Here is a 22259-nt window from a genome sequence, read left to right as displayed (position 1 = left end):
CCGAGCATGTCGTCCTCCCTGAGTCGTATCTCGCGGGATCCCTCAGGGCTGGTAGGCGACGTATGCGAAGCGGTCGCCCGCGGGCGACCAGCTCGGGACGTTGATTGTTCCTTGGCCGCCCCAAAGCGGCAGCCGGCGGACGGGATCTGTCCAGTCGTCCGCGACCACGCACAGCTCGACGTCGAGACCTCCCGGGTGCCCCAGGGTGCCAGCGGGGTAGCTGAGGTAGACGGCCGCGCTCCCGTCCGGGGTGAGATGCGGGAACCAGTTGACCCGCTCGTCGAACGTGAGCTGCTCCGGCTCGCCGCCCTCTGCCGGGATGCGTGCGATCTGTGCGTGCCCCGGTGAGAAGGCTTCGGTGTTGAAGTAGATCCAGCTCCCGTTCGGGGAGAACTCGCATCCGTCCGCTGGCGCGCTTCCGAAGGTGAACTGCTGATCGGGGCCGCCCTGCGACGGGATCGTGAAGACGTTCGCACGCGCCCACCGGTTGTCGCCTTCGGCCTCGACCCCCACGTAGGCAAGGGTGCCGCCGTCCGGGCTCACCCCGTGGAGGAAGTGGAGCCGCCCCGTCTCGTTCGTCACCCGCACTCCGCGCCCTCCGCTCAGAGGCGCCCGGTAGATGTGCCCATCGTGCGCGGAGAGGAAGACGTGTTCCCCGTCGGGGTCCAAGACGTGGTCGTTGTTGAGCTCCGGCACCCCCGAGATCGGAATTCGGTCGAGGCTGTTGGTCGCGAGGTCGAACCGCCACAGGACTCCGTCGCCGTTGAGGATCAAGGCGCGCCCGTCCTGGCTCCAGTTGGGTGCCTCGAGATGCAGATGGTGGGTCTCGAGGACGAGTTCGGGCTCGCCGGCGATAGAGGTGGTGAAGACTTGGGAAATCACGCGCCTATCCTCGCGCTATCCGCCCGCGAACGGCGGGAGGACGTCGACGAGGTCGCCGTCGGCGAGTCGCCGCTTCGGGTCCCTCGCCGCGACTTCGTTGACCAGGTAGGAACAGCGGCGTAGGACCTCCTCGAGCCCCGGCGCGTCCGGGCCAGGAGAGCGGACGACGGCGCGGGCTGCCTCGAGCGCCGAGGCGAGAGTGGCGTCCTCAGGCACCTCGAGCCGCTCGCTTTCGACGCCGGCCGCGGCGGAGGCCGCGGCGTAGTACCGCAGGGTAATGACCATGGGTGCCGCTTCAGCCCCCGATCGCGCTCATGGAGCGGTCGGGCTGGACGAAGTCGGGGGCGCCGAGGCCCACGTGGCCCATGCCATGTGCGCGGGGCTTGACCCACATGGCGTCTTGCCAGCGGGCGGCGATCTCGTCGTCGTCCGCGCCTCCGCGCAGGAGATCGCGGAGATCGACCTCCTCACGTGAGAAGAGGCAGCTCATGACCTTGCCCTCGGCGGTGATCCGGGTCCGCTTGCAGTCGGCACAGAACGGCTCGGTGACCGAAGCGATAATGCCCACGGTGCCCAGCGGCGGATCGCCGGCCGCGGCATTGCGGGGGCGGACTTCGAAGCGTTCTGCGGGAGCGCCGTCGCGCTCTCTGGGATCGGGGGAGAGGGTGAACCCTTCGCTCAGGCGATCGCGGATCTCGGAGGCCGTGATCATCCCCTCCCGGGTCCAGCCGTGGTCGGCGTCGAGGGGCATCTGTTCGATGAACCGCAGCTCGTAGCCGCGTTCGAGGCACCACTCGAGGAGTTCAGCTCCGTCGCCGTCGTTGATCCCGCGCATGAGTACGGCGTTGATCTTGATCGGCCCGAGCTCCGCGGCATCGGCTGCCTCGATCCCGGCGAGGACACGGTCGAAGAACGGCCTGCGGGTGAGCTGGGCGAATGTCTCTGGGTGGAGGGTGTCGAGGGAGATGTTGATCCGCGTCAAGCCCGCCGCCTTGAGCGGCGCGGCCTTCGCGGTGAGCCCGACGGCGTTGGTCGTGAGCGCGATGGGGAGGTCGGGGTGAGCGGCTCGCAGCGCCGCGACGATCTCGACCACATCGGCCCGCACAAGCGGCTCGCCGCCCGTGAGACGGAGCTCGCGGACTCCAAGCCGGTCGACGCCGATACCGACGATCCGCACTATCTCCTCCGCGGAGAGCACTGCCTGCTTGGAAAGCCAGGCGAGGCCCTCTTCGGGCATGCAGTACGAGCAGCGCAGATTGCACTTGTCGGTCAAAGAAAGCCGGAGATCGGTCGCAACCCGCCCGAACCGATCCCGCAGCCCTTCGAATGCCGGGCGCTCTACTGTCATAGCTCCACGTTACGCCAGTGACCCCCACCATGCCCCGCTTGCGCTCAGGATGCGGACCTATTCTGGTGGCATGGGAGCAACCCAGCTGCGCCCCCCAGTCGCTACGGCGCGGCATGCGTATTGGTGGTCGGCCGCAGCGGGAGTGCTCGCGGCTGTCGCAGGCGTCCTGACGGGCGAGCTTCTCGCGGGCCTCGCGAGCCCCTCGCTGAGCCCGGTTTCGGCCGTGGGGAGCGCCGTCGTCGACCTCGCGCCGCCCAACGCCAAGGAATGGGCCATCCAGACGTTCGGGACCGGCGACAAGACGTTCCTCGTGACCGTGATCTCGATTGTCCTCCTGGCCGTCGGGGCAGCGGCCGGCCTGCTCGAATTCCGCCGCCCCGGGACCGGTGTTGCCGTCGCGACCCTCATCGGGATCGTCGGCATCGCTGCTGTCGCAACACGGGCCCTCTCGAACCCCCTCGCCATCGCGTGCGCCGTCGCCGCGGCCGCGGTGGCAGCTGGCCTCGTGCGCTGGCTCGTCGGAGCGCTGCGGGCCGAGGAGCAGGCTCCTGAAGCAATGACCGAGGAATCCGGCTTTGCCCGCCGTAAGTTCCTGCGCATTATGGCGGGCAGTGCCGTCGTCGTGGCGCTCGGCGGCGTCGTGACCGCCGTCGTCCGCGGAACCGCCCTCGCGGCGAGCGCGGCGCGGGACGCGCTCAAGCTGCCGGCGCCCGCCTCGCCTGCTCCGCCCGTTCCGCCGGGGGCCTCGGTGGGGCTTTCGGGCATCGATCCCCTCGTGACACCCGACGGCAGCTTCTACCGCATCGATACCGCCCTCGTGGTTCCCTCGGTCGATCCCAACGGCTGGTCGCTGCAGGTCACCGGAATGGTCGAGGAGCCGCTCAGCATCTCCTGGCAGGAACTGCTGGCGAAGCCGCTCATCGAGCGCTATGTGACGATCGCCTGCGTTTCGAACCCCGTGGGGGGCAACCTCATCGGCAACGCGCGCTGGCTGGGCTGGCCCATCCGCGAGCTTCTTGCCCGTGCGCGGCCCAAGCCCGGGGCAGACATGGTCCTCTCGCGCAGCGTCGACGGCTTCACCGCGAGCACGCCGCTCGAAGTGCTCACGGACCCCGGGACGGACGCGATCCTTGCCGTCGCCATGAACGGAGAGCCGCTCCCACCCGAGCACGGCTTCCCCGTCAGGATGATCGTGCCGGGACTCTATGGCTTCGTATCCGCGACCAAGTGGGTCAACGAGCTGAAGGTCACGACTTTCGCGGCAGATCAAGCCTACTGGTCGACCAGGGGCTGGTCCGAGCGCGGCCCGATCAAGACCTCGTCCCGGATCGACGTGCCGAAGGACGCCGCGCAGGTTCCGACGGGCGACCTCATGGTCGGGGGAGTGGCCTGGGCCCAGCACCGCGGCATCTCGAAGGTCGAGGTCATGGTCGACGAAGGCTCGTGGCAGCCCGCTACGCTCGGCACGGGGATTTCTCGGGACACGTGGTACCAATGGTCGGCAAAAGTGGAGCTCTCGGCGGGGAAGCACCAGATCAGCGTTCGTGCCACGGACGGTACGGGGGCTCTCCAAGCGGAGCAGACGGCGCCCCCGCCGCCGGACGGGGCGACCGGCTACCATACCGTCACGATCGAGGCAGGAGCTTGAGGCATGGGAACGAGCGTCGACGACTACCGGGCGTCCATCCGGACCCTCCTCGCGCCGCTCGCCCAGCGGGAGCCCGTCACTCGGCCCCTTGACCGAGCGCTCGGCCTCGCCCTCGCCCGTGATCTCGCGGCACCGGTGAGTCTTCCCCCCTTCGACAACTCGCAGATGGACGGCTTCGCGGTCCGGAGCGAGGACTTTGGCGCGGTGCCGGAGTTCGCCGTCGTCGCGCCGATCCCCGCTGGCGCCGTCCCGGTTCCGCTTGCGGCCGGGCAGGCCGCGCCGATCATGACCGGCGCCATGCTCCCCGACGGTGCCGACGCCGTCATCCCCGTGGAGAGAGCGCAGCCTCCGCGATTTCCCGAACCTTCCGAGCTCTCGGACCACGCGCGCGTCGTCCTGCCCGTCACCGAGGCCGGGACCTTCGTGCGGCGAGTCGGGAGCGATGTGGGCGTCGGCGACGTCGTCCTTGCCGCCGGGACCAGGCTCGGCCCCGCCCAGCTCGGCCTCGCCGCAGCCCTGGGCCTCACCGAGGTTCCGGTCCGCGCTCCGGTACGGGTCGCCGTCGTCAGCACCGGAGCCGAGCTCGCCGTTCCCGGCGAGCCGCTCTCGCCCGGCCGGATCTACGATTCCAACGGAGCGCTCCTTGTCGCCGCTCTGCGCGAGGCAGGGATCGAGGCGAGCGCGACGGCGGTGCGCAGCGACGAGCCGGGCGAGCTCCGGGCGGCGCTCGCCGACTCCGCTCAATCCGCCGACCTCCTCGTGACCACGGGAGGCGTTTCAAAGGGGGCGTTCGAGGCGACGAAGCTCGCGCTCGCGGACGCGGACGTCGAATTCGTCCACCTCGCGATGCAGCCGGGGGGCCCGCAGGGCATCGGCACTGTGGCGGGCGTGCCGTTCCTGGGATTCCCCGGGAATCCCGTGAGCTGCTGGGTCTCATGGGAGGTTCTCCTGAGGCCGGTCCTCGCCGAGCTCCTCGGTGCGCCGATTGCCAGGCCGCGCCTTCGGCTCCCTCTTGCCAGCCCCCTGGACTCGCCGTCCGGCAAGCTCCAGGTGCGGCGCGCACGTCTCGGGGACGACGGCCGCGTGGGCCTTGTCGGCGGTTCAGGTTCCCACCTGCTCGGAGCGCTCGCCGCCTCCAATGCCCTCGTGCTCGTCCCCGAGGACGTGACGGAACTCGAGGCCGGAGCCGACGTGGAAGTATGGCTCCTGTGAACGACTCCGAACCCACCCAGAGCCTCACGCACGTCCGCGCGGACGGCAGCGCCCACATGGTCGACGTGAGCGAGAAGCCCGAGACGAGCCGCGAAGCGACGGCGCAAGCCGTCCTCCGAACGACCACGGAGGTCATCTCGCTCCTGTCCGAGGGCGGCCTCGCCAAGGGGGACGCGCTCGCCGTGGCTCGAGTGGCCGGCATCATGGCGGCGAAGAAGACGCCTGAGCTGATCCCGCTGTGTCACCCCCTCCCGATCTCCAAGGTGACCGTGGACTTCGAGGTGGCGGAGAGCTCCGTCCGCGTCCTCGCGACGGTCAAGACCCGCGGTGTGACCGGCGTCGAGATGGAGGCCCTCACCGCGGCGTCGGTCGCCGCGTTGGGCGTCTACGACATGATCAAGGCTGTCGACAAGCATGCCGTGGTCAGCGAGGTCAGGGTGCTGGCCAAGAGCGGCGGAAAGAGCGGCGACTGGAGGCTCCCAGCAGAGGAGCCAGCAGGGGAGCCAACAGAGGAGCCAACAGGGGAGACGGCGGGGGAAACGGCGTGACCCGTCGCGCCGGGATCGTGATCGCATCCACGCGGGCGGCGACAGGGATCTACGAGGACCAGTCCGCGCCCGTCATCGCGGACTGGCTCACCGAACACGGCTTCGACATCATCCCCGCCGCGGTCGTCCCAGACGGCCCCTCGGTGGGCGCCGCGCTCCGCGGCCTTCTCGCCCTCGCGCCGTCCGTCGTCGTCACGAGCGGGGGCACCGGCTTGAGCGCCGACGATGCCACGCCCGAGGAAACGCTGCCGCTCCTCGATCGCGAGGTGCCAGGCATCATGGAGGCGATCCGGCGCGCAGGGGCAGCGAAGACGCCGCTCGCGGCGCTGAGCCGCGGGTACGCCGGAGTCGCAGGAAGGACCTTCGTCGTGAACCTTCCCGGGTCGCCATCAGGGGTCATGGACGGGCTCACCGTGCTGGACCCGATCATCGGGCATCTCTGCGACCAGTTGGAGGGTGGACATGGCCACTGACAGGACTCCTGCCCAGATCGAGGTCGTGCAGGCGCAGATCTCTGCCGAACCTTTGGACGAATCCGCCGCCCGGCAGGCGGTGGACGCTCCCGACGCGGGCGCCGTCGTCTCGTTCGCCGGCGTCGTGCGCAACCATGATGAGGGCCGCGGCGTCCTTCGGCTTCACTACACTGCACACCCGACCGCGGAGGCGACCCTCCGGGGCGTCGTGGACAGGGTTGTCGGCGAGCATCTCGAACGATTCGGGGTCTCCGAGCGCGCGATGCGTGTTTGGATCGCGCACCGGGTCGGTGACCTCGGGGTCGGCGACGTGGCCTTCGTCTGTGCCGTCTCGTCGGCGCATCGCGGCGAGGCGTTCCGCCTCTGCTCGGACCTCGTGGACCGGGTCAAGGCCGAGGTGCCCATCTGGAAGGAGCAGTTCTTCGACGACGGCGGCAAGGAGTGGGTCGCCGCGCTCGGCTGACGCGCTCCATTAGGCTTGAACCCATGGCAGAACGACTTCCGGTGGCAGTGCTGGGCGCGAACGGGCGCATGGGTTCCGAGGCGGTGAAGGCCGTCGAGGCGGCCCCGGACATGGAGCTCGTGGCCGCGCTGGGCCGGGGCGACGCTCTCGAGGCGATCGTCGACGCCGGAGCCCGCTACGTCGTCGACCTCACCGTCCCGGATGCGACCGAGCGGAACGTTCGCTTCGCCGTCGAACACGGTCTGCACGTCGTCGTCGGCACGACTGGGTGGACAGGCGAACGACTCGAGGGGCTTCGCGCCCTGCTCGATGAGCACCCCGGCGTCGGGGTGCTCATCGCCCCGAACTTCGCACTCGGCTCGGTGCTGGCGACGGCGTTCGCGGCCAAGGCTTCCCGCTACTTCGAGTCGGTGGAGATCGTCGAACTGCACCACCCCGAGAAGGTCGACGCGCCCTCTGGCACCGCGGTGCGGACCGCACAGCTCATTGCAGCCAACCGCGCCGAAGCGGGGCTCGGCGCCTCGCCTGATGCGACCGAGAAGCAGCTCGACGGCGCACGGGGCGCCGACGTCGACGGGGTCCGGGTGCATGCGGTACGGCTCCGAGGCCTCGTGGCGCACCAGGAGGTCCTGCTCGGGGGGCCGGGGGAACAGCTGACCATCCGCCACGATTCCTTCGACCGCGCGTCGTTCATGCCGGGGGTCATCCTCGGCCTCCGCGCGGTAGGCGAGCATCCCGGTCTGACCGTCGGGCTCGACGGGTACCTGGATCTGGGGCTCTGAACATGGACTGGCTCAAGGAACACCGGACCAAGCTGTGGGTCGCGGGCGTTGCGTTGCTCCTCGTGTTCTACTTGGTGCTCACCCTCAACCGGGCGATCCTCCTCCTCGCCGACCCACAGCTCATCGCCAAGGCCATCGGCGCCGCCTACCTCGTGCTGCCCGTCATCGGAGCCTGGGCGCTGGTGCGCGAGATCATGTTCGGCGCGGGTCTCGAGCGGCTCGGCCGCGAACTCGAAGCCGAAGGCGGCCTGCCAGTCGATGCGCTCCCGCGGACCCCCGGGGGAAGGATTGTGCGGTCGGCGGCTGACGCCGAGTTCCCGCGGTATCAGGCCGAGACCGAGGCCGCACCGGAGGACTGGCGCTCGTGGTATCGGCTGGGGCTCGCCTATGACGCCTCCGGCGATCGGAAACGTGCCCGTGCCGCGATGCGTCGCGCGATTGCCCTGCACCGCGGGACCACGGAGGCACCAGGCTCGTCCCACTGAGGCGTCTCGCCCCATGCATACAGTGCGAAGATGACCGCTCGCACTCAGGGGGACCGCATGGCACGGCAACGATCCCGGTACGCACTCGTTCCTCTGATCGTGGTGATGCTGCTGGCCTCGGCGGCATGTTGGAATCCGACCGAACAGGCCTCCGTGACCGCGAGTTCTCCTGATCCCGCCGGGTCTCGTGGACGCGCCGGTGCTCGTGGACCAGTCGGCAGTGCGCCTGCGCTGCCGGATGTCGCGAAGGAGAACACCCGCGAAGGCTTTGCGGCCTTCGCACAGTACTGGCTCCACACTGTGACCTACGCTCTGGAGACCGGTAACGTGGCCCCTTTGAGGGAAGCCTCTGCCCCTTCTTGCGGGACCTGCGCGGGGTATGTTGACGCCGCGCTCGGCGTCAACGACAACGGCTGGAGCTCGGAGGGGCCGCGCTGGACGATCGTAGCCTTCACCTCCGACGTACCGTGGGGCCGGCCCGGTCCAGTTCTCGGCTTCTTCGTCGTTGAGGAGTCGCCATCAAGGAGGCTGGACGCTTCCGGTGCCGTCGAATCCCACGACGGGGGTCGGAGCGATCGGGCCAAAGCGATCTACGCGCTGTACGAGCAGGGTCGATGGAAGACGGTGCAAGTCCAGGAACTCACCACAGCCAGCTAGAACAGCCTCCGGTCGACTACCGGCGTCGTGCCAACGAGCCGTCCGGGGTTCTGGGGCGTTGAGGGCGGCTCGGGGCCCTCTCTTGGTGGAGGGAACCAAGGCGATACGCTCCGTGCGCCATCCACTCGAGCGGACCCCGCCAGCCGTTCGCTCGGAACAGCAGGCCGATGGCGAGCGCGAGGACGGCGTGCACCGCAAGCAGTCCACCCTGCTCAAGCCCAGGAGCCCCGCCGGCTTCCGACCATGAGAGGGCCCCCACGTGCAGGGTGTAGAGGGTCAAGGTCATGCCTCCGGCGCCCGCGAGGGGCAGGAGGAGACCCGTCCGCTCGAGTGGCCGGACTCGAGCGAGCAGCAAGAACGCGCCGAGGGCAGCAGCGGAGGTGCCGGAGGTGTGGAGGAGGTCGAGGGTCGTACCGGAGTGTGGGGCAGCGGTTGTGAGCCACCAGATGCTTCCCGTCTGCTGGACCCCAAGCAGGTTGACGCGGAGCATCGCATCAAGCGGCCATTGGCTCGCCTGCGGAGTCGCAAGGAGGGCGTTGTGGCCGCCCAACGGACCCATGAGCGCCCACTCGGTGGCCTTGGCCAGCGCCGCGGCGGCAGCCCCGCCAAGCATGAGACCCACTTGGACCCCCGTGTGGCGGAGCGGCAACCGTCCAATCCACAGGCCAACCAGCAGGTACGCGAGCCACTCGAGGACTGGGTAGCTGCCCGTCACGAAGACGTCGGCGGCGAGGCGTGCGGGATCAGCAAAGTCTGTCCACGTTGGGTTACGTCCGAGCTGCAGGGGATGCCCGCCTAGGACGAGCAACGGCCGCACGAGGTAGGCCACGATGGGTGCGAGAAGTATCCAGGCCGACGCGAGAAGTCCGAGGGCGCGCTGCCCGAGCCGCAGCGCGGGGATGATGCACCAGAACAACACTCCGTACTGGACCAGGATGACGGCAACGCTGACGTGGAGCGTGCCGAGGCAAAGCCCGACGACGGCGATGACGACCCCGCGCAAGGCAAGTCCGAGCCGGTTCCCCGCCGCCGGGACGCTGCCGAGAGAGAGGGAGACCCCCGCGAGTACCGCGAAGAGTGCCGCGGAACGTCCGGAAAGGACGAGGCCAGCCCACGTGGGCCCGAGACGACCCGCCGCATCCGGTGCCACGGTCGGCAGCACATGCACCGCCATCATGGCGAGGAGGGCAGCTCCTCTGGCCAAGTCGACCCCCGTGAGCCGCTGGGCCGGGAAGCGGTGGCCGGGCGATCTCGTTGTCGATGTCCGCGCGGGCATGCGCTCATGCTCTCACGGAGGCTCCTCTGGGTACTTAGACGCCCGCGGGCACCGCTGAGATCTCACCGGCCGGCGAGTGCGACGGGTCCCTGGACGGTCGTCACTTCGCGGTTTCGACGTCCGCCCTTGTCATTCGAACATAGTTTCGATTATGCTCGAGTGCATGGACGCGCCTGCACAGAAGTCGCTTCCGCAGACGTCCGGGGCCACCCCGCCGCACCTGTCCCGCGACGAGGTGGCCCCGGATCCGGAGGCTTGGCCGCCAGGGGCCGGCCCACTCGTCGACGAGCCGTTGGAGAGTGGGTCGCTGCCTGCCGAGACCGCGCGTCGGCTCGGCGAAGTGGACGTCGAAGCCTGCTCGGCGCGCACTGAGGCTCCCATGCTGATGCCCTAATATGGGCCGCATGTCCGCTGAGCTCACCGTCGCAGCCGTGCAGTACGAGTCGAGCCCAGGCGGGATCGCCGCGAATATCGCAGCCCATGTGAATGCCATCGAGGACGCGGACAGCCACGGAGCGCGGATAGCAGTCTTCCCCGAGCTTTCACTCATCGGCTACGACCTCTCCCGGCTCGACGACGACGCGTGCTGGCTGACGAATCCGTCCGTCGAGCTCGCCGAAATCCAGGCGGCGTGCGAGGACATGGGGATTGTCGCCGTCGTCGGTGCAGCGGCCCGGGAGCCGGACGGTACGCCCCGCCTCGCATCGGTGCTCCTGCGCCCGGGTGCTGCGCCGCTTATCGCACCGAAGACACACCTCCATGGTGACGAACGGCACTACTTCGAGCCGGGGGGTGGCCCCACTCTCGTCGACGTCGACGGATGGAGCGTTGCACTCGCCGTCTGCTTCGACGTCGCGGAGCCCTCGCACGCGGCAGAGGCTGCCTCGGCCGGGGCAGACCTCTACGCGGCCTCCGCGATCTACGTGGTGGGGGAGGAACGCCGTCTTGACCTGCATTTCGGGGCCAGAGCCATGGACAGCCGCTTCTTCGCACTCCTCGCGAACGCCGCTGGCACCACCTCGTTGGGGCCCTCGTGCGGCGGTAGCGGAGTATGGGGGCCCGACGGGCACCGCATGGCCCACTCGCGGGCGACCGGCCCAGAGGTAGTCTCGGCCCTGCTGTTCAGGTCCGCGCTCGAGCGTTATCGGCGGTAAACCGGGCCGTCGCCGTTGTCCAGGACGTGCCGCGACAGGGTAACGTTTTGAGCATGGCTGACTCTGACATCCGGACCCAAACTTTCGGCACTCTCCTGACCGCCATGGTGACCCCTTTCACCAAGGACGGAGAGGTCGACTACGAGGCGGCGGGTCAGCTGGCAGCGAAGCTTGTCGACGACGGCTGCGACGGCCTTGTCGTCACGGGCACCACGGGCGAGACCTCGACCCTCACGGACGAGGAGAACCTCGGCATGTTCAAGGCGGTCCTCGAGGCCGTGGGCGGCCGTGCGAAGGTCATCGCCGGAACCGGAACCAATGACACGCGTCACTCGATCAGCCTCTCGCGCCGGGCAGCGGAGCTCGGAGTCGATGGCCTCCTCATTGTCACTCCCTACTACAACAAGCCCAGCCAGACGGGAGTCCAGGCTCACTTCGAGGCGATCGCGTCCGCGACCGAGCTCCCGGTCATGCTCTACGACATCCCCGGGCGAAGCGGCATCCCCATTGCGACAGAGACGATCCTCCGGCTCGCCGAGCACCCGAACATCCAAGGCCTCAAAGACGCCAAGGCCGATTTCGCCTCGATCACCCGGGTGCTCGCGAAGAGCGATCTCGCCGTCTACTCGGGCGACGACGGTCTTACCCTTCCGTGGATGGCTGCGGGAGCGCTTGGCGTGGTGAGCGTGACGGCCCACGTCGTGACGAAGCAGTTCCGCGCTCTCGTCGACGCTGCCCTTGCGGGCGACTTCGCGACCGCCCGCAAGATCCACTTCGAACTCGACCCCGTCATCCGCGGCATCATGACCCGCGTCCAGGGCGCCGTCGCGACCAAGCAAGTTCTCACGTGGCAGGGAATCCTGCCCACCTCCACCGTCCGACTCCCGCTCGTGGAGCCGAATGACGCGGAGCTCGCCCTCATCCGCGCCGATCTGGCCGAAGCCGGAATGGACTTTGCCTAGATGGCCGGTGCTTAGCTACATGGCGCCTGCGCCTAGAAAGAAGAAGCAATGACCCAACTTGCCCTCCCGGTCCTCACGACACCGCCGAAGCTGCCGCAGGGCACGCTTCGGATCGTGCCCCTCGGGGGACTGGGCGAGGTCGGCCGCAACATGGCCGTCTTCGAGATCGACGGCAAGCTCCTCATCGTCGACTGCGGCGTCCTCTTCCCGGAGGAGAATCAGCCCGGAGTGGATCTCATCCTCCCGGACTTCTCCTACATCGAGAACCGCATTCAGGACGTTGTGGCCTGCGTGCTCACCCATGGGCATGAGGATCACATCGGGGCTGTCCCGTACCTTCTGCGGCACCGCCGGGACATCCCCCTCGTCGGGTCGCAGCTCACACTCGCGCTAGTCGAGGCCAAGCTGGCCGAGCATCGCATCACGCCGGTCCTGCGGGTGGTGGAAGAGGGCCAGGTCGTTGACTTCGGGCCCTTCCAGACAGAGTTCGTCGCCGTCAACCACTCGATTCCGGACGCGCTCGCGGTGTTCATCCGCACGGCCGGGGGAAGCGTGCTGCACACGGGCGACTTCAAGATGGACCAGCTCCCGCTCGACGGCCGCATCACCGACCTGCGGCACTTCGCGCGGTTGGGCGAGGAGGGCGTGGACCTCCTCATGGCGGATTCGACGAATGCAGACATCCCCGGCTTCACCACTGCTGAGAAGGAGATCGGCCCCGTCCTCGACCGCTTGTTCGGCCAGGCGCGCAAGCGGATCATCGTCGCGAGCTTCTCATCCCACGTCCACCGGGTGCAGCAGGTGCTCGACGCCGCCCACCACCACGGCCGCAAGGTCGCCTTCGTGGGGCGCTCGATGGTGCGGAACATGACGATCGCGGCCAAGCTCGGCTACCTCGACGTGCCCCCTGGGATCCTCGTCGACGTCAAGCACATCGAGGACTACCCGGACCACCAGCTCGTCCTCATGTCCACCGGTTCGCAGGGCGAGCCGATGGCAGCCCTGTCCCGCATGGCCAACGGCGACCACCGCGTGCAGGTGGGCTCCGGGGACATGGTGATCCTCGCGTCCTCGCTCATCCCCGGCAACGAGAACGCGGTGTTCCGCGTCATCAACGGGCTCCTCAAACTCGGCGCGAACGTCGTGCACAAGGGCAATGCGAAGGTGCACGTCTCGGGCCATGCGGCTGCGGGAGAACTTCTCTACTGCTACAACATCATCGAGCCCCTCAACGCGATGCCCGTCCACGGCGAGACGCGCCATCTCATCGCGAACGGGAACCTCGCGCTCGAGACAGGCATGGAGCCGGACAGCGTCATCCTCGGGGACAACGGGACCGTTGTGGACCTCGCGAACGGGCGGGCGCGGATCGTCGGCCAGGTCGAGGTCGGATTCGTGTATGTCGATGGGAGCAGCGTCGGCGCGATCACCGACGCCGATCTCAAGGACCGCCGGATCCTGGGCGACGAGGGCTTCATCTCCGTGATCACGGTGGTGAACCGCTCGACCGGCAAGGTTGTTTCGGGTCCTGAGATCCACGCCCGTGGCGTGGCGGAGGATGACGCCGTGTTCGACGACATCATCCCCAAGGTCAACGAGGCGCTCGAGGAGGCCATCCTTGCGAAGCCGGACCACACGGCCTACCAGCTTCAGCAGGTAGTCCGCCGGGTGATCGGCACGTGGGTGAGCCGCAAGCTGCGCCGCCGTCCCATGATCATTCCGGTCGTGCTCGAAGCCTGATCGGAGGCTACCGGCCGCAGGAGGGCCGCCGAACCGGGTGCGCCAGTCGTGGATGTCCCCGGATTCGGCGGCCTTCCGCGCTACCGTAGGGAATATGGCGACTCGCACTTCCTCCGCGCCACGAAGCACCCGCTCCGGCCCATCGGCCCGGTCTGGCCAAGGCAAAAGCTCTGGCTCCGGGTCGAAGCGCCCCTCCGGCAGGTCTTCGTCCGTCACGACGAGAGATTCGGGACAGCCGTGGCTCGCTCGCGTTATCGGGGGAGCGTGGCAGGGGGTCGCCCATACGGTGGGCGCCGGGGTTCGTCGCATCGGCACGGACGTGAGCGGCCTCGATCCAGCCGCGCGCCGCGACGGCGCGGGCCTGTTCAACCTTGCGCTTGCCGTCTTCATCGCAACGTTCTCCTGGTGGGGCTGGCACGGCTGGTTCCCGGATGGCGTCTACGCCGTCGTCAACGGGACGTTCGGCTGGGTCTCGCTCGTGCTCCCACTCATGCTCGCGGTGTGTGCCGTCCGGCTCTTTCGGCATCCCGAAGACCAGCGAGGGAACAACCGAGTCGGCATCGGGTTCCTGATCATGGCGTTCTCCGGAGCCGGGATTGCCGACGTCATCGGCGGTCTCCCTTCCCCGGCAGACGGGTTCGACGGTCTCCGCGCCGCGGGCGGCATGCTCGGCTTCCTCGCGGCTTCGCTTCTGGCGTCCATCCATCCGGTGGTGCCGCTGCTCGTGTACTCGTTCCTCGCGTTTGTCTCCGTTCTCATCGTCACCGCGACGCCGTTCACGGCGATTCCCCGGCGGCTTCGGGGGGCATGGGACCACTTGGTGGGTGCGGACCTGATGGACCATGACGACGACGGCGCCCGCCACGACCGCAGCTACCTCTACGACTCGGAGCGGCGAGCCGAGGAGGCCGCACGGGGCCCTGAGAAGTCCCCCAAGAAGAGGCGCCGCCTGTTCGGTCGGGACGAGGGGTCGGAAGAGCCGGAGCTTCCGGACGGCTTCGCCGGCGACGAGCCGTACGAGCGCGCCGTCGTCGGAGAGGATGAGCCCACCGAGGCCTTGCCAGCTCCAGGCCGATCACAGGCCGAGGCGGCGATCGAGAAGATCCGTGCCGCGCGCGGGGGGATCACGGGCGGCAAAGACGCCGGTCCCAAGGCCCCCGAGGGAGCCACCGAGTCTATTCCCACCGTCGCCGCAGCCGCCCCGATCGTGCCTTCCGCGCCGTGGCCGCCGGTCGCGCCGCCGTCGCCCATTCCCCAGCGGACCGAGCAGCTCCAACTCGCAGGGGATGTCACGTACACCCTCCCGTCGTCGGAGCTCCTGGTGCAGGGTACAGCCCCGAAGGAGCGCACCGAGGCCAACGATGCGATTGTCGCGGCGCTGACCAACACGCTCCAGCAGTTCAACGTCGATGCGGAAGTGACTGGCTTCAGCCGCGGCCCGACGGTCACGCGCTACGAGATCGAGTTGGCCTCGGGAACGAAGGTCGAGAAGGTCACTGCGCTGAGCAAGAACATCGCGTACGCCGTCGCGAGTTCCGATGTGCGCATTCTGAGCCCCATCCCGGGCAAGAGTGCGATCGGCATCGAGATCCCCAACACGGACCGCGAGACGGTCTCGCTCGGTGATGTCCTCCGCAGCCAGAACGCCCGCCGCACGGATCACCCCATGGTCATGGGGGTCGGCAAGGATGTCGAGGGCGGATTCGTCGTCGCAAACCTGGCCAAGATGCCGCACATGCTCGTCGCGGGCGCGACGGGCGCCGGCAAGTCGTCATTCGTGAACTCGATGATCACTTCGATCCTCATGCGGGCCACGCCCGACGAGGTCCGAATGGTCATGGTCGATCCGAAGCGTGTCGAACTTACCGCCTATGAGGGAGTTCCGCACCTCATCACGCCGATCATCACGAATCCGAAGAAGGCGGCCGAGGCTCTCCAATGGGTCGTTCGGGAGATGGACGCGCGGTACGACGACCTCGCCAACTACGGCTTCAAGCACATCGACGACTTCAACAAGGCCGTGCGCGCCGGGAAGGTGGTGCCTCCTCCCGGCTCGGAGCGGAAGATCAAGGCGTACCCCTATCTCCTCGTGATCGTCGACGAGCTCGCTGACCTCATGATGGTGGCCCCTCGCGACGTCGAGGACTCGATCGTGCGCATCACCCAGCTCGCGCGCGCTGCGGGCATCCACCTCGTGCTGGCGACCCAGAGGCCGTCGGTCGATGTCGTGACGGGCCTCATCAAGGCGAATGTGCCCTCGCGGATGGCCTTCGCGACGTCGTCGGTGACCGACTCCCGCGTCGTCCTCGACCAGCCGGGCGCGGAGAAGCTCATCGGCCAGGGTGACGCGCTCTTCCTGCCCATGGGCGCTTCCAAGCCGATGCGTGTGCAGGGCGCGTGGGTCTCCGAGTCGGAGATCCATCAGGTAGTCGAACACGTCAAGGGCCAGCTGCAGGTGACGTACCGCGAGGATGTCGCCGCGGAGCCGGAGAAGAAGCAGATCGACGAGGAGATCGGCGACGATCTCGAGGTCCTTCTCCAGGCCACCGAGCTCGTCGTGACGACCCAGTTCGGCTCGACCTCGATGCTCCAGCGGAAGCTGCGCGTCGGCTTCGCGAAGGCGGGCCGGCTCATGGACCTCCTCGAGAGCCGTGGCGTCGTCGGCCCCTCGGAGGGCTCCAAGGCACGCGACGTCCTCGTCAAGCCCGACGATCTCCCTGCCGTCCTCGCCGCCCTCCGAGGCGAGGACTCGCCGTCGTCCGCTTCTCCGGCGAGCCACACGGAGCAGGCGTTGGCCGAGAACGCCAACGCGAACCACCATCTGGGCGATCAGGCCGTCGACTCGCCCTACGCCGAGGACCTCGTCGCGGCGGACCTGGACGACCGCACGCAGGCCGTGGACTACTACGACGAGGACGACGACGGCGGTGGCGAGGACGCCTGGCAGCTCACCGGCCGCTAGTCTTGGTTGGTGAGCACCGCACAGCCGCCTGGGCAGGAGGGCCCCGCACAGAGGAGTCAGCTCTGGAACCTTCCGAACGTCCTCACGATGTTCCGAATCGTCCTCGTCCCGGTGTTCGTCTGGTTGATGCTCGCGGACGACTCGCGGCAAGGACTGCTCCGTTGGCTCGCTCTCGCGGCGTTCGCGGTTGCGATGTACACCGATCAGCTCGACGGCCAGATTGCCCGCCGTCGCAATCTGGTGACCGACTTCGGGAAGATTGCGGACCCGATTGCGGACAAGCTCCTTACCGGCGCGGCGCTCGTCCTGCTCTCGGTACTCGGTGAGCTCCCGTGGTGGATCACCATCGTGATCCTCGTGCGGGAGTGGGGGATCACTGCCCTCCGGTTTGTGGTGATTCGATACGGTGTCATGCCGGCGTCGTCCGGTGGCAAGCTCAAGACCGTGCTTCAGACGGTCGCACTCGTGCTCTTCCTGCTGCCGCTCCGGTACGTCGCACCCGCGGTGCCGGTCGTCGCCCTGGTCGTCATGCTCGCGGCCGCGGCCGTCACGGTGGTGACGGGGGTCGACTATGTTGTGAAGGCTGCGCGCCTTCGCGCCGAGGCGATGAGGGCAAGGTGAGCAGGAGATGACGGTGCGGGTTCAGGACGTGGTTGCGGCCTTCATCGCGCGGGGAACGACGGTTGCAACGGCAGAATCCCTCACGGCCGGCCTCGTTGCCGCCACGCTCGCAGATGTTCCCGGAGCCTCGGCAATGCTTCGTGGGGGCATCGTGAGCTACGCCAGCGAGGTGAAAGCCCAGCTTCTCGATGTCTCCCCGGACCTGTTGAGGGAAGTCGGATCCGTGGACGGAGAGGTTGCGCGGCAGATGGCCCAGGGGACGCGCAAAGCATGCGGCGCGGACTACGGGGTGTCGACGACCGGCGTAGCTGGACCCGACCCCCTCGACGGGAAGCAAGTGGGAACCGTGTTCGTCGCCGTGGCGGGCCCGGCGCGGACGGAGGTCCGCGAGTGCCACTTCTCGGGCTCCCGGGAGGACATCCGGAGAGCCGCCCGGGATGCCGCGCTCGAGGCGCTCTTCGCGGCCCTGACTCCGGAGACTCCGCTTGGAGTTAACTGAGAGCGATCTGTGACTTTGGGTAGGCATGGCGGTCAGCGGGGAACAAACCACCACGTCAGAGAGTTGTCACTAGTGTCGTCAAGGATCGGCGGCACTAGGATGGGTCACACGGAAGCCCGGAGTCCGGGCCCCGCGAACAAGGAGCGCACAGATACATATGGTCAAGCAGCCCGTAACCGTCAATGGCGTAGTCCGCTGGCGCAATGTGGGCTTGGCTGAAATCGCCCCTGAAGAGAAGAAGGAGCGCAAGATGGTAGTTCTGCGTCATGAGATTGGAGACGTCCTGCGTGACGTCCGCCAACGTCAGGGCCGTACGCTCCGTGAAGTCTCCCACAACGCGCGGGTTTCGCTTGGTTACCTGAGCGAGGTCGAGCGGGGCCAGAAGGAAGCCTCGTCCGAACTCCTCTCCTCGATCTGCTCGGCACTAGACGTTCCGCTGTCGGCCATGCTCCGCGAGGTGAGCGACCGTGTCGCGGTCGCCGAAGGCGTTTCCGTGCCGGACACTGTCCCTCAGGAGTTCTCCCAGCGCTACGGACGTGACCTCACCGAGGAACTCGGCATCGAGCTCAGCGGATCGCGTTAATCTTCGTCAGCCAAAGACACTTCGCCACGAGGGGCCGGGTTTGCGCCCGGCCCCTCGTGCGTGTGCCTGAGGGTGTCGGACTTTCGGCGGGCCGCGGTCGCGAGCGCCTCGTTGACCCTTGAGAAGTAGCCGGCCAGATTCGACAGGTCGGTGAGGTCCCATGAGCCGAGCGCGTCGCGGAAGAAGGAGAGGCGCCGGCGTCGCAGCTCTTCGATCTCTGCCGCACCCGCTGGGCTGAGGATGACTCTCTGGGCTCGGCGGTCTGCGGGGTCGTCTTCCTTCAGGACGAGCCCGATGCGCTCGAGGAGCGCGACCTGTCGGCTCACCGAAGGCTTTCCGATGCCGATGAGGGCCGCGAGTTCGGTGACCCGGAGCGGACCCTCCCTCAGAAGGATCATGAGCACGCCGTACGCGCCCGGCTCGATCTCCGGGTGGAGTGATCGCGAGATTGTGTGGGAGACGGACCTGGCCCGGCGCCAGAAGAGGCTCAACTGCTGCTCGATCGATTCGAACGCGGCATCGAACTCTTCCGGTTCCTGGCTTGGGGTTGGCATGAGCCAATCATAGGTGGGCAGGTGAATGGGGACCGATGGGAGAATGGTTCGATGCGGCACAGTGACTTCTGGCGGCTCATGGAGGACGAGTTCGGTGCGGGCTACGCGCGAGTCCTCGCATCTAGCCTCGTGCTCACCTCGGTAGGGGGACGCACTGCTGTGGAGGCCCTCAAGGCCGGGCAGAACCCGCGGACCGTGTGGCTCGCCGTGTGCGATATGCAGGACGTCCCCGCAGAGCGCCGGCTGGGCAAAGACCGGCCGCTCAAGGACTGAGATCGCGGCTGAGGAATCGCAACACGCCGAGCCGCTTATTCGAAGGTGTGTTCGGGCGGGCGTATCCTCGTTGTCGAGGAGATTCACGGGTTCCCGCCGAGTTGTCCACATACGCCAGCGCGGGGCGCTGGACTGTCGGTGACCCTCGGTAGCGTAGCGAGTGGATTGAACGACAACCCCGACCGGAGGTGGACCATGGCGGCAGCGCCAGATCGTGAAAAGGCCCTTGAGGCGGCCCTCGCGCAAATTGACAAGCAGTTCGGCAAGGGCTCGATCATGCGACTCGGCGATGACACGCGTGCGCCGATCGAGGTCATTCCGACCGGATCGATCGCGCTGGATGTTGCGCTCGGAATCGGCGGCCTTCCGCGCGGCCGCGTGGTCGAGATCTACGGCCCCGAGTCGTCGGGTAAGACCACGGTTGCCCTACACGCAGTTGCCAACGCCCAGCGCAATGGCGGGATTGCCGCCTTCATCGACGCCGAGCACGCGCTCGATCCGGAATACGCCGCCAAGCTGGGCGTCGACACGGACGCCCTCCTTGTCTCCCAGCCCGACACGGGCGAGCAGGCTCTCGAGATCATGGACATGCTCGTCGGTTCAGGCTCGCTCGACATCATCGTCATCGACTCGGTGGCGGCCCTTGTGCCGCGCGCCGAAATCGAGGGTGAGATGGGCGACAGCCACGTAGGCCTGCAGGCGCGACTCATGAGCCAGGCGCTGCGCAAGGTGACCGGGCGCCTCAACCAGACGAAGACGACCGCGATCTTCATCAATCAGCTGCGCGAGAAGATCGGCGTCTTCTTCGGCTCCCCTGAGACCACGACCGGTGGCAAGGCGCTCAAGTTCTACGCGTCGGTCCGTATCGACGTACGTCGCGTCCAGACCCTCAAGGAGGGGGCCGATTCGGTCGGCAACCGGACGAAGGCGAAGATCGTCAAGAACAAGATGGCTCCGCCGTTCAAGCAGGCAGAGTTCGACATCATCTACGGCCAAGGGATTTCGCGTGAGGGCGGGATCATCGACATGGGCGTCGAGCACGGCATCATCAAGAAGTCGGGCTCATGGTTCACCTACGACGGCGATCAGCTCGGCCAAGGCATGGAGAACTCGCGGCGTTTCCTCCGTGACAACCCGGAGCTTGCGGACGAACTCGAGCGGCTCATCAAAGAGAAGCTCGGGGTCGGGATCAGCAAGCCCGCCGAGGAGCAGCCGCGGCTCAAGGCTGTCGACGGCGAGTAGTCCTTGACCGGAACTGCACCGGAGGAGGACCGCGAAGCCGACCCCGAGTCGGTCGCGCGCGCGATCCTCCTCCGGCAACTCACGCTGGGGCCGAGGAGCAAGCATCAACTTGCGATCAAACTTCGGGATCGCCGCGTTCCCGAGGACGTGGCTGTGGCGCTGCTCGATCGATTTGAGGATATTGGGCTCATCGACGACACAGCCTTCGCCGAGATGTGGGTCCGAAGTCGTTTCGCTACAAAAGGTCTGTCGAAGTCCGCTCTTCGCCGGGAACTCGCCTCTAAGGGCATCGATGGTCCGGTTGCCGAAGCGGCCCTTTCCGAGCTTGACGACGACGAGGAGTTGAGTGCCGCCCGTGCTCTCGTGGAACGGCGGAGGCGGCCGTTCGATACGGGGGATCTGACGGCTCGGGACCGAGAACTTCGACGGCTTGTGGGGATGCTGGCGCGCAAGGGCCATCCGCCGGGGAGGGCCTTCCGCGTGGTTTCCGAGGTGCTCGACGCTGAGAATAACCCGTGAATTGGGCGTGGTGCGTGGACTGAACGGTTGCAGAACCTCAATACTCTGAGGCAGTATGCGACGTCAAACAGCCATCCGACTGCGCCAGTCAGCCCTTGCGGCCACGGTCAGCGCCTTCCTGGTGCTGAGCTTTGCTGCGCCATCTGCCGTCGCCGACGATGGTCCCCCAACGGGGTTCCCCACGTGGGCCGATGTGCAGGCTGCCAAGGCAAACGTCGCTGCTGCCCAAGCCGAGGTCGACAAGATCAACGGCCTCCTCTCGTCTGTGCAAGCGACCGCGGCGGACGCGTCGGCGAAGGCCGTGGCCGCGGGCGCGGCCTACGCGAAGGCCGACTTGGCGGTGAAGAACCAGCAGAAGATCGTCGATGCTCTTCAGCAAGTCACCCAGCAGCGGATCAAGGACCGCGACGCAAGCAAGCAGGCGGCGGGCCGCATCGCCGCGGCTGCGTACACCGGCGGTACACCCTCGGGCGCCCTCGATGCCTTCTCGGTTCTCAATCAGCCGGACGGACTCGATCGCTTGGGTACCCTGCAGATCCTCGGCGACCAAGCGGCCAAAGCCGTCGCCGACTACCAGAGCGCCGCGAACAACGCGGCTCAGGCCCAGGCTCAGTCGAGCGCGGCCGAGGACGCCCTCGCGAAGCTCTCGGATGCGGCCAAGCAGGCGTTCGGCGTGGCGCAAGCCGCCCAGCAGCACGCCGAGCAAGTCGTGTCCCAGACGCAGCAGCAGCAGAGCACTATGACCGCTCAGCTCGCAGATCTCAAGGGAACCTCGACAACCGTTGAGCAGAAGTACGAACAGGGGCAGCAGGCTCTCGCCGCGTATGAGGCGGCACAGGAGGCCAAGCGGAAGGCGGCGGAGGAGGCGGCTGCGCAGCAAGCCGCCCTCCTCCAGCAGCAGCAACAGCAGGCCGCGCTCCTGCAGCAGCAACAGCAGCAGGCTGCCGCAGCCGCTGCGTCGGCTCAAGTGCCGGTCCAGGTCCAGGTGCAGTCGGCGCCGACAGTCGTGAGCCCGGGAGTCGGATCGGTCACGGACGACCCCGCAGGAGCTCAGGCCTATGCTTCGTCACAGATCGGCGGCTACGGCTGGGACGGTTCGCAGTTCCAATGCCTGCTGCAGCTGTGGACGCGGGAGTCGAGCTGGATGACGGACGCGACCAACCCCTCGAGCGGTGCTTACGGCGTGGCGCAGGCGCTGCCGGCGTCGAAGTACGAATCGGCCGGCGCGGACTGGCTCACGAACTACCGGACCCAGATCAACTGGGGTCTCGGCTACATCCAAGACCGATACGGAAGCCCCTGCAACGCTTGGGCGCACGAGGTCTCGAACAGCTGGTACTGATCACCAGCCACGCTCAGGCGACCGGTACCCTTGA

Annotated in this window: 25 protein-coding genes; 20 read left to right on the top strand and 5 right to left on the bottom strand. The window is 67.7% G+C overall.

The features are described from left to right. Positions 1 to 42: 42 nt before the first annotated feature. From LK10_RS18630 to moaA, 3 genes are read right to left on the bottom strand one after another with little or no spacing between them, the layout of a single operon-like run. Complete coding sequence (locus LK10_RS18630) at positions 43 to 882, bottom strand: TolB family protein (RefSeq protein ID WP_043127115.1); 840 nt, start codon at positions 880 to 882, stop codon at positions 43 to 45. 15 nt (positions 883 to 897) lie between these two features. Further along, on the bottom strand, positions 898 to 1167 hold the full coding sequence (locus tag LK10_RS18625) for a MoaD/ThiS family protein (protein ID WP_331377598.1): 270 nt from the start codon (positions 1165 to 1167) through the stop codon (positions 898 to 900). A gap of 10 nt (positions 1168 to 1177) precedes the next feature. Further along, positions 1178 to 2230 (bottom strand): GTP 3',8-cyclase MoaA, encoded by a 1053-nt coding sequence (moaA, locus tag LK10_RS18620; RefSeq protein WP_043127112.1) that lies wholly within the window; start codon positions 2228 to 2230, stop codon positions 1178 to 1180. A gap of 70 nt (positions 2231 to 2300) precedes the next feature. Between moaA and LK10_RS18615 the strand changes: the two genes are divergently transcribed. The 8 genes from LK10_RS18615 to LK10_RS21065 are packed head-to-tail and all read left to right on the top strand — an operon-like array spanning position 2301 to position 8498. After that, a complete protein-coding gene (locus tag LK10_RS18615; protein WP_156144259.1) occupies positions 2301 to 3878 on the top strand; it encodes a molybdopterin-dependent oxidoreductase in 1578 nt (525 codons plus the stop codon). A 3-nt stretch (positions 3879 to 3881) separates the two neighbouring features. Continuing rightward, entirely contained in the window at positions 3882 to 5090 is a 1209-nt protein-coding gene (locus LK10_RS18610; protein ID WP_043127107.1) for a molybdopterin molybdotransferase MoeA, read from the top strand. Beyond that, positions 5078 to 5638 (top strand): cyclic pyranopterin monophosphate synthase MoaC, encoded by a 561-nt coding sequence (moaC, locus tag LK10_RS18605; RefSeq protein WP_052207577.1) that lies wholly within the window; start codon positions 5078 to 5080, stop codon positions 5636 to 5638. The genes LK10_RS18610 and moaC overlap by 13 nt, the downstream gene beginning before the upstream one ends. Continuing rightward, positions 5635 to 6111 carry a MogA/MoaB family molybdenum cofactor biosynthesis protein gene (locus LK10_RS18600; RefSeq protein ID WP_043127105.1) on the top strand — a complete coding sequence of 159 codons (477 nt, stop codon included), beginning with the start codon at positions 5635 to 5637 and terminating at the stop codon, positions 6109 to 6111. Before moaC ends, LK10_RS18600 begins: the two co-directional genes overlap by 4 nt. Further along, a complete protein-coding gene (locus tag LK10_RS18595) occupies positions 6101 to 6574 on the top strand; it encodes a molybdenum cofactor biosynthesis protein MoaE (protein WP_043127103.1) in 474 nt (157 codons plus the stop codon). The genes LK10_RS18600 and LK10_RS18595 overlap by 11 nt, the downstream gene beginning before the upstream one ends. Before the next feature lie 23 nt (positions 6575 to 6597). Continuing rightward, the gene (gene dapB, locus LK10_RS18590) at positions 6598 to 7356 is read left to right on the top strand and encodes a 4-hydroxy-tetrahydrodipicolinate reductase (RefSeq protein WP_043127100.1); all 759 of its coding nucleotides are present in this window, start codon (positions 6598 to 6600) and stop codon (positions 7354 to 7356) included. Positions 7357 to 7358: 2 nt separating this feature from the next. Next, a complete protein-coding gene (locus LK10_RS18585; protein WP_043127096.1) occupies positions 7359 to 7841 on the top strand; it encodes a hypothetical protein in 483 nt (160 codons plus the stop codon). Positions 7842 to 7871: 30 nt separating this feature from the next. Beyond that, the gene (locus LK10_RS21065; RefSeq protein WP_156144258.1) at positions 7872 to 8498 is read left to right on the top strand and encodes a DUF6318 family protein; all 627 of its coding nucleotides are present in this window, start codon (positions 7872 to 7874) and stop codon (positions 8496 to 8498) included. Between the two features lie 16 nt (positions 8499 to 8514). Here the strand turns inward: LK10_RS21065 and LK10_RS18575 are convergent, their stop codons facing one another. Beyond that, on the bottom strand, positions 8515 to 9774 hold the full coding sequence (locus LK10_RS18575; protein ID WP_052207575.1) for a heparan-alpha-glucosaminide N-acetyltransferase domain-containing protein: 1260 nt from the start codon (positions 9772 to 9774) through the stop codon (positions 8515 to 8517). 163 nt (positions 9775 to 9937) lie between these two features. On the opposite strand from LK10_RS18575, the gene LK10_RS18570 reads away from it, so the two are divergent. From LK10_RS18570 to LK10_RS18535, 8 genes are all read left to right on the top strand, one after another. Further along, positions 9938 to 10168 carry a hypothetical protein gene (locus LK10_RS18570; protein ID WP_156144257.1) on the top strand — a complete coding sequence of 77 codons (231 nt, stop codon included), beginning with the start codon at positions 9938 to 9940 and terminating at the stop codon, positions 10166 to 10168. Positions 10169 to 10178: 10 nt separating this feature from the next. Further along, the gene (locus LK10_RS18565) at positions 10179 to 10928 is read left to right on the top strand and encodes a carbon-nitrogen hydrolase family protein (RefSeq protein ID WP_043127233.1); all 750 of its coding nucleotides are present in this window, start codon (positions 10179 to 10181) and stop codon (positions 10926 to 10928) included. Positions 10929 to 10981: 53 nt separating this feature from the next. Beyond that, a complete protein-coding gene (dapA, locus tag LK10_RS18560) occupies positions 10982 to 11890 on the top strand; it encodes a 4-hydroxy-tetrahydrodipicolinate synthase (protein WP_043127090.1) in 909 nt (302 codons plus the stop codon). Positions 11891 to 11938: 48 nt separating this feature from the next. Next, positions 11939 to 13630, top strand: a complete 1692-nt coding sequence (locus tag LK10_RS18555; RefSeq protein ID WP_043127087.1) for a ribonuclease J — start codon at positions 11939 to 11941, stop codon at positions 13628 to 13630. A 94-nt stretch (positions 13631 to 13724) separates the two neighbouring features. Next, the gene (locus LK10_RS18550) at positions 13725 to 16592 is read left to right on the top strand and encodes an FtsK/SpoIIIE family DNA translocase (RefSeq protein WP_043127230.1); all 2868 of its coding nucleotides are present in this window, start codon (positions 13725 to 13727) and stop codon (positions 16590 to 16592) included. Between the two features lie 9 nt (positions 16593 to 16601). After that, positions 16602 to 17213: a CDP-diacylglycerol--glycerol-3-phosphate 3-phosphatidyltransferase gene (gene pgsA / locus LK10_RS18545; RefSeq protein ID WP_043127083.1), complete on the top strand. Its 612-nt coding sequence runs from the start codon at positions 16602 to 16604 to the stop codon at positions 17211 to 17213. 7 nt (positions 17214 to 17220) lie between these two features. Further along, positions 17221 to 17712 carry a CinA family protein gene (locus tag LK10_RS18540; RefSeq protein ID WP_043127081.1) on the top strand — a complete coding sequence of 164 codons (492 nt, stop codon included), beginning with the start codon at positions 17221 to 17223 and terminating at the stop codon, positions 17710 to 17712. Positions 17713 to 17869: 157 nt separating this feature from the next. Further along, positions 17870 to 18295, top strand: a complete 426-nt coding sequence (locus LK10_RS18535) for a helix-turn-helix domain-containing protein (protein ID WP_043127079.1) — start codon at positions 17870 to 17872, stop codon at positions 18293 to 18295. Here the strand turns inward: LK10_RS18535 and LK10_RS18530 are convergent. Beyond that, positions 18292 to 18849 carry a MarR family winged helix-turn-helix transcriptional regulator gene (locus LK10_RS18530; RefSeq protein ID WP_052207573.1) on the bottom strand — a complete coding sequence of 186 codons (558 nt, stop codon included), beginning with the start codon at positions 18847 to 18849 and terminating at the stop codon, positions 18292 to 18294. The genes LK10_RS18535 and LK10_RS18530 overlap by 4 nt on opposite strands. Before the next feature lie 51 nt (positions 18850 to 18900). On the opposite strand from LK10_RS18530, the gene LK10_RS18525 reads away from it, so the two are divergent. The 4 genes from LK10_RS18525 to LK10_RS18510 all read left to right on the top strand — a co-directional run bounded on the left by LK10_RS18525 (position 18901) and on the right by LK10_RS18510 (position 22225). Then, positions 18901 to 19122, top strand: a complete 222-nt coding sequence (locus tag LK10_RS18525) for a DUF3046 domain-containing protein (RefSeq protein WP_043127076.1) — start codon at positions 18901 to 18903, stop codon at positions 19120 to 19122. 195 nt (positions 19123 to 19317) lie between these two features. Next, complete coding sequence (gene recA, locus LK10_RS18520) at positions 19318 to 20364, top strand: recombinase RecA (RefSeq protein WP_043127073.1); 1047 nt, start codon at positions 19318 to 19320, stop codon at positions 20362 to 20364. Positions 20365 to 20367: 3 nt separating this feature from the next. Next, the gene (locus LK10_RS18515) at positions 20368 to 20883 is read left to right on the top strand and encodes a regulatory protein RecX (protein ID WP_043127070.1); all 516 of its coding nucleotides are present in this window, start codon (positions 20368 to 20370) and stop codon (positions 20881 to 20883) included. A 55-nt stretch (positions 20884 to 20938) separates the two neighbouring features. Continuing rightward, positions 20939 to 22225, top strand: coding sequence for an aggregation-promoting factor C-terminal-like domain-containing protein (locus LK10_RS18510; protein WP_043127068.1), 1287 nt, complete (start codon positions 20939 to 20941; stop codon positions 22223 to 22225). Positions 22226 to 22259 lie beyond the last annotated feature (34 nt).

Origin of the sequence: Sinomonas humi (assembly GCF_000802235.1) — a bacterium.
GTDB lineage: Bacteria > Actinomycetota > Actinomycetes > Actinomycetales > Micrococcaceae > Sinomonas > Sinomonas humi.
Note: the sequence above shows the minus strand (reverse complement) of the source record. Positions and strands in the feature narration are given on the sequence as shown.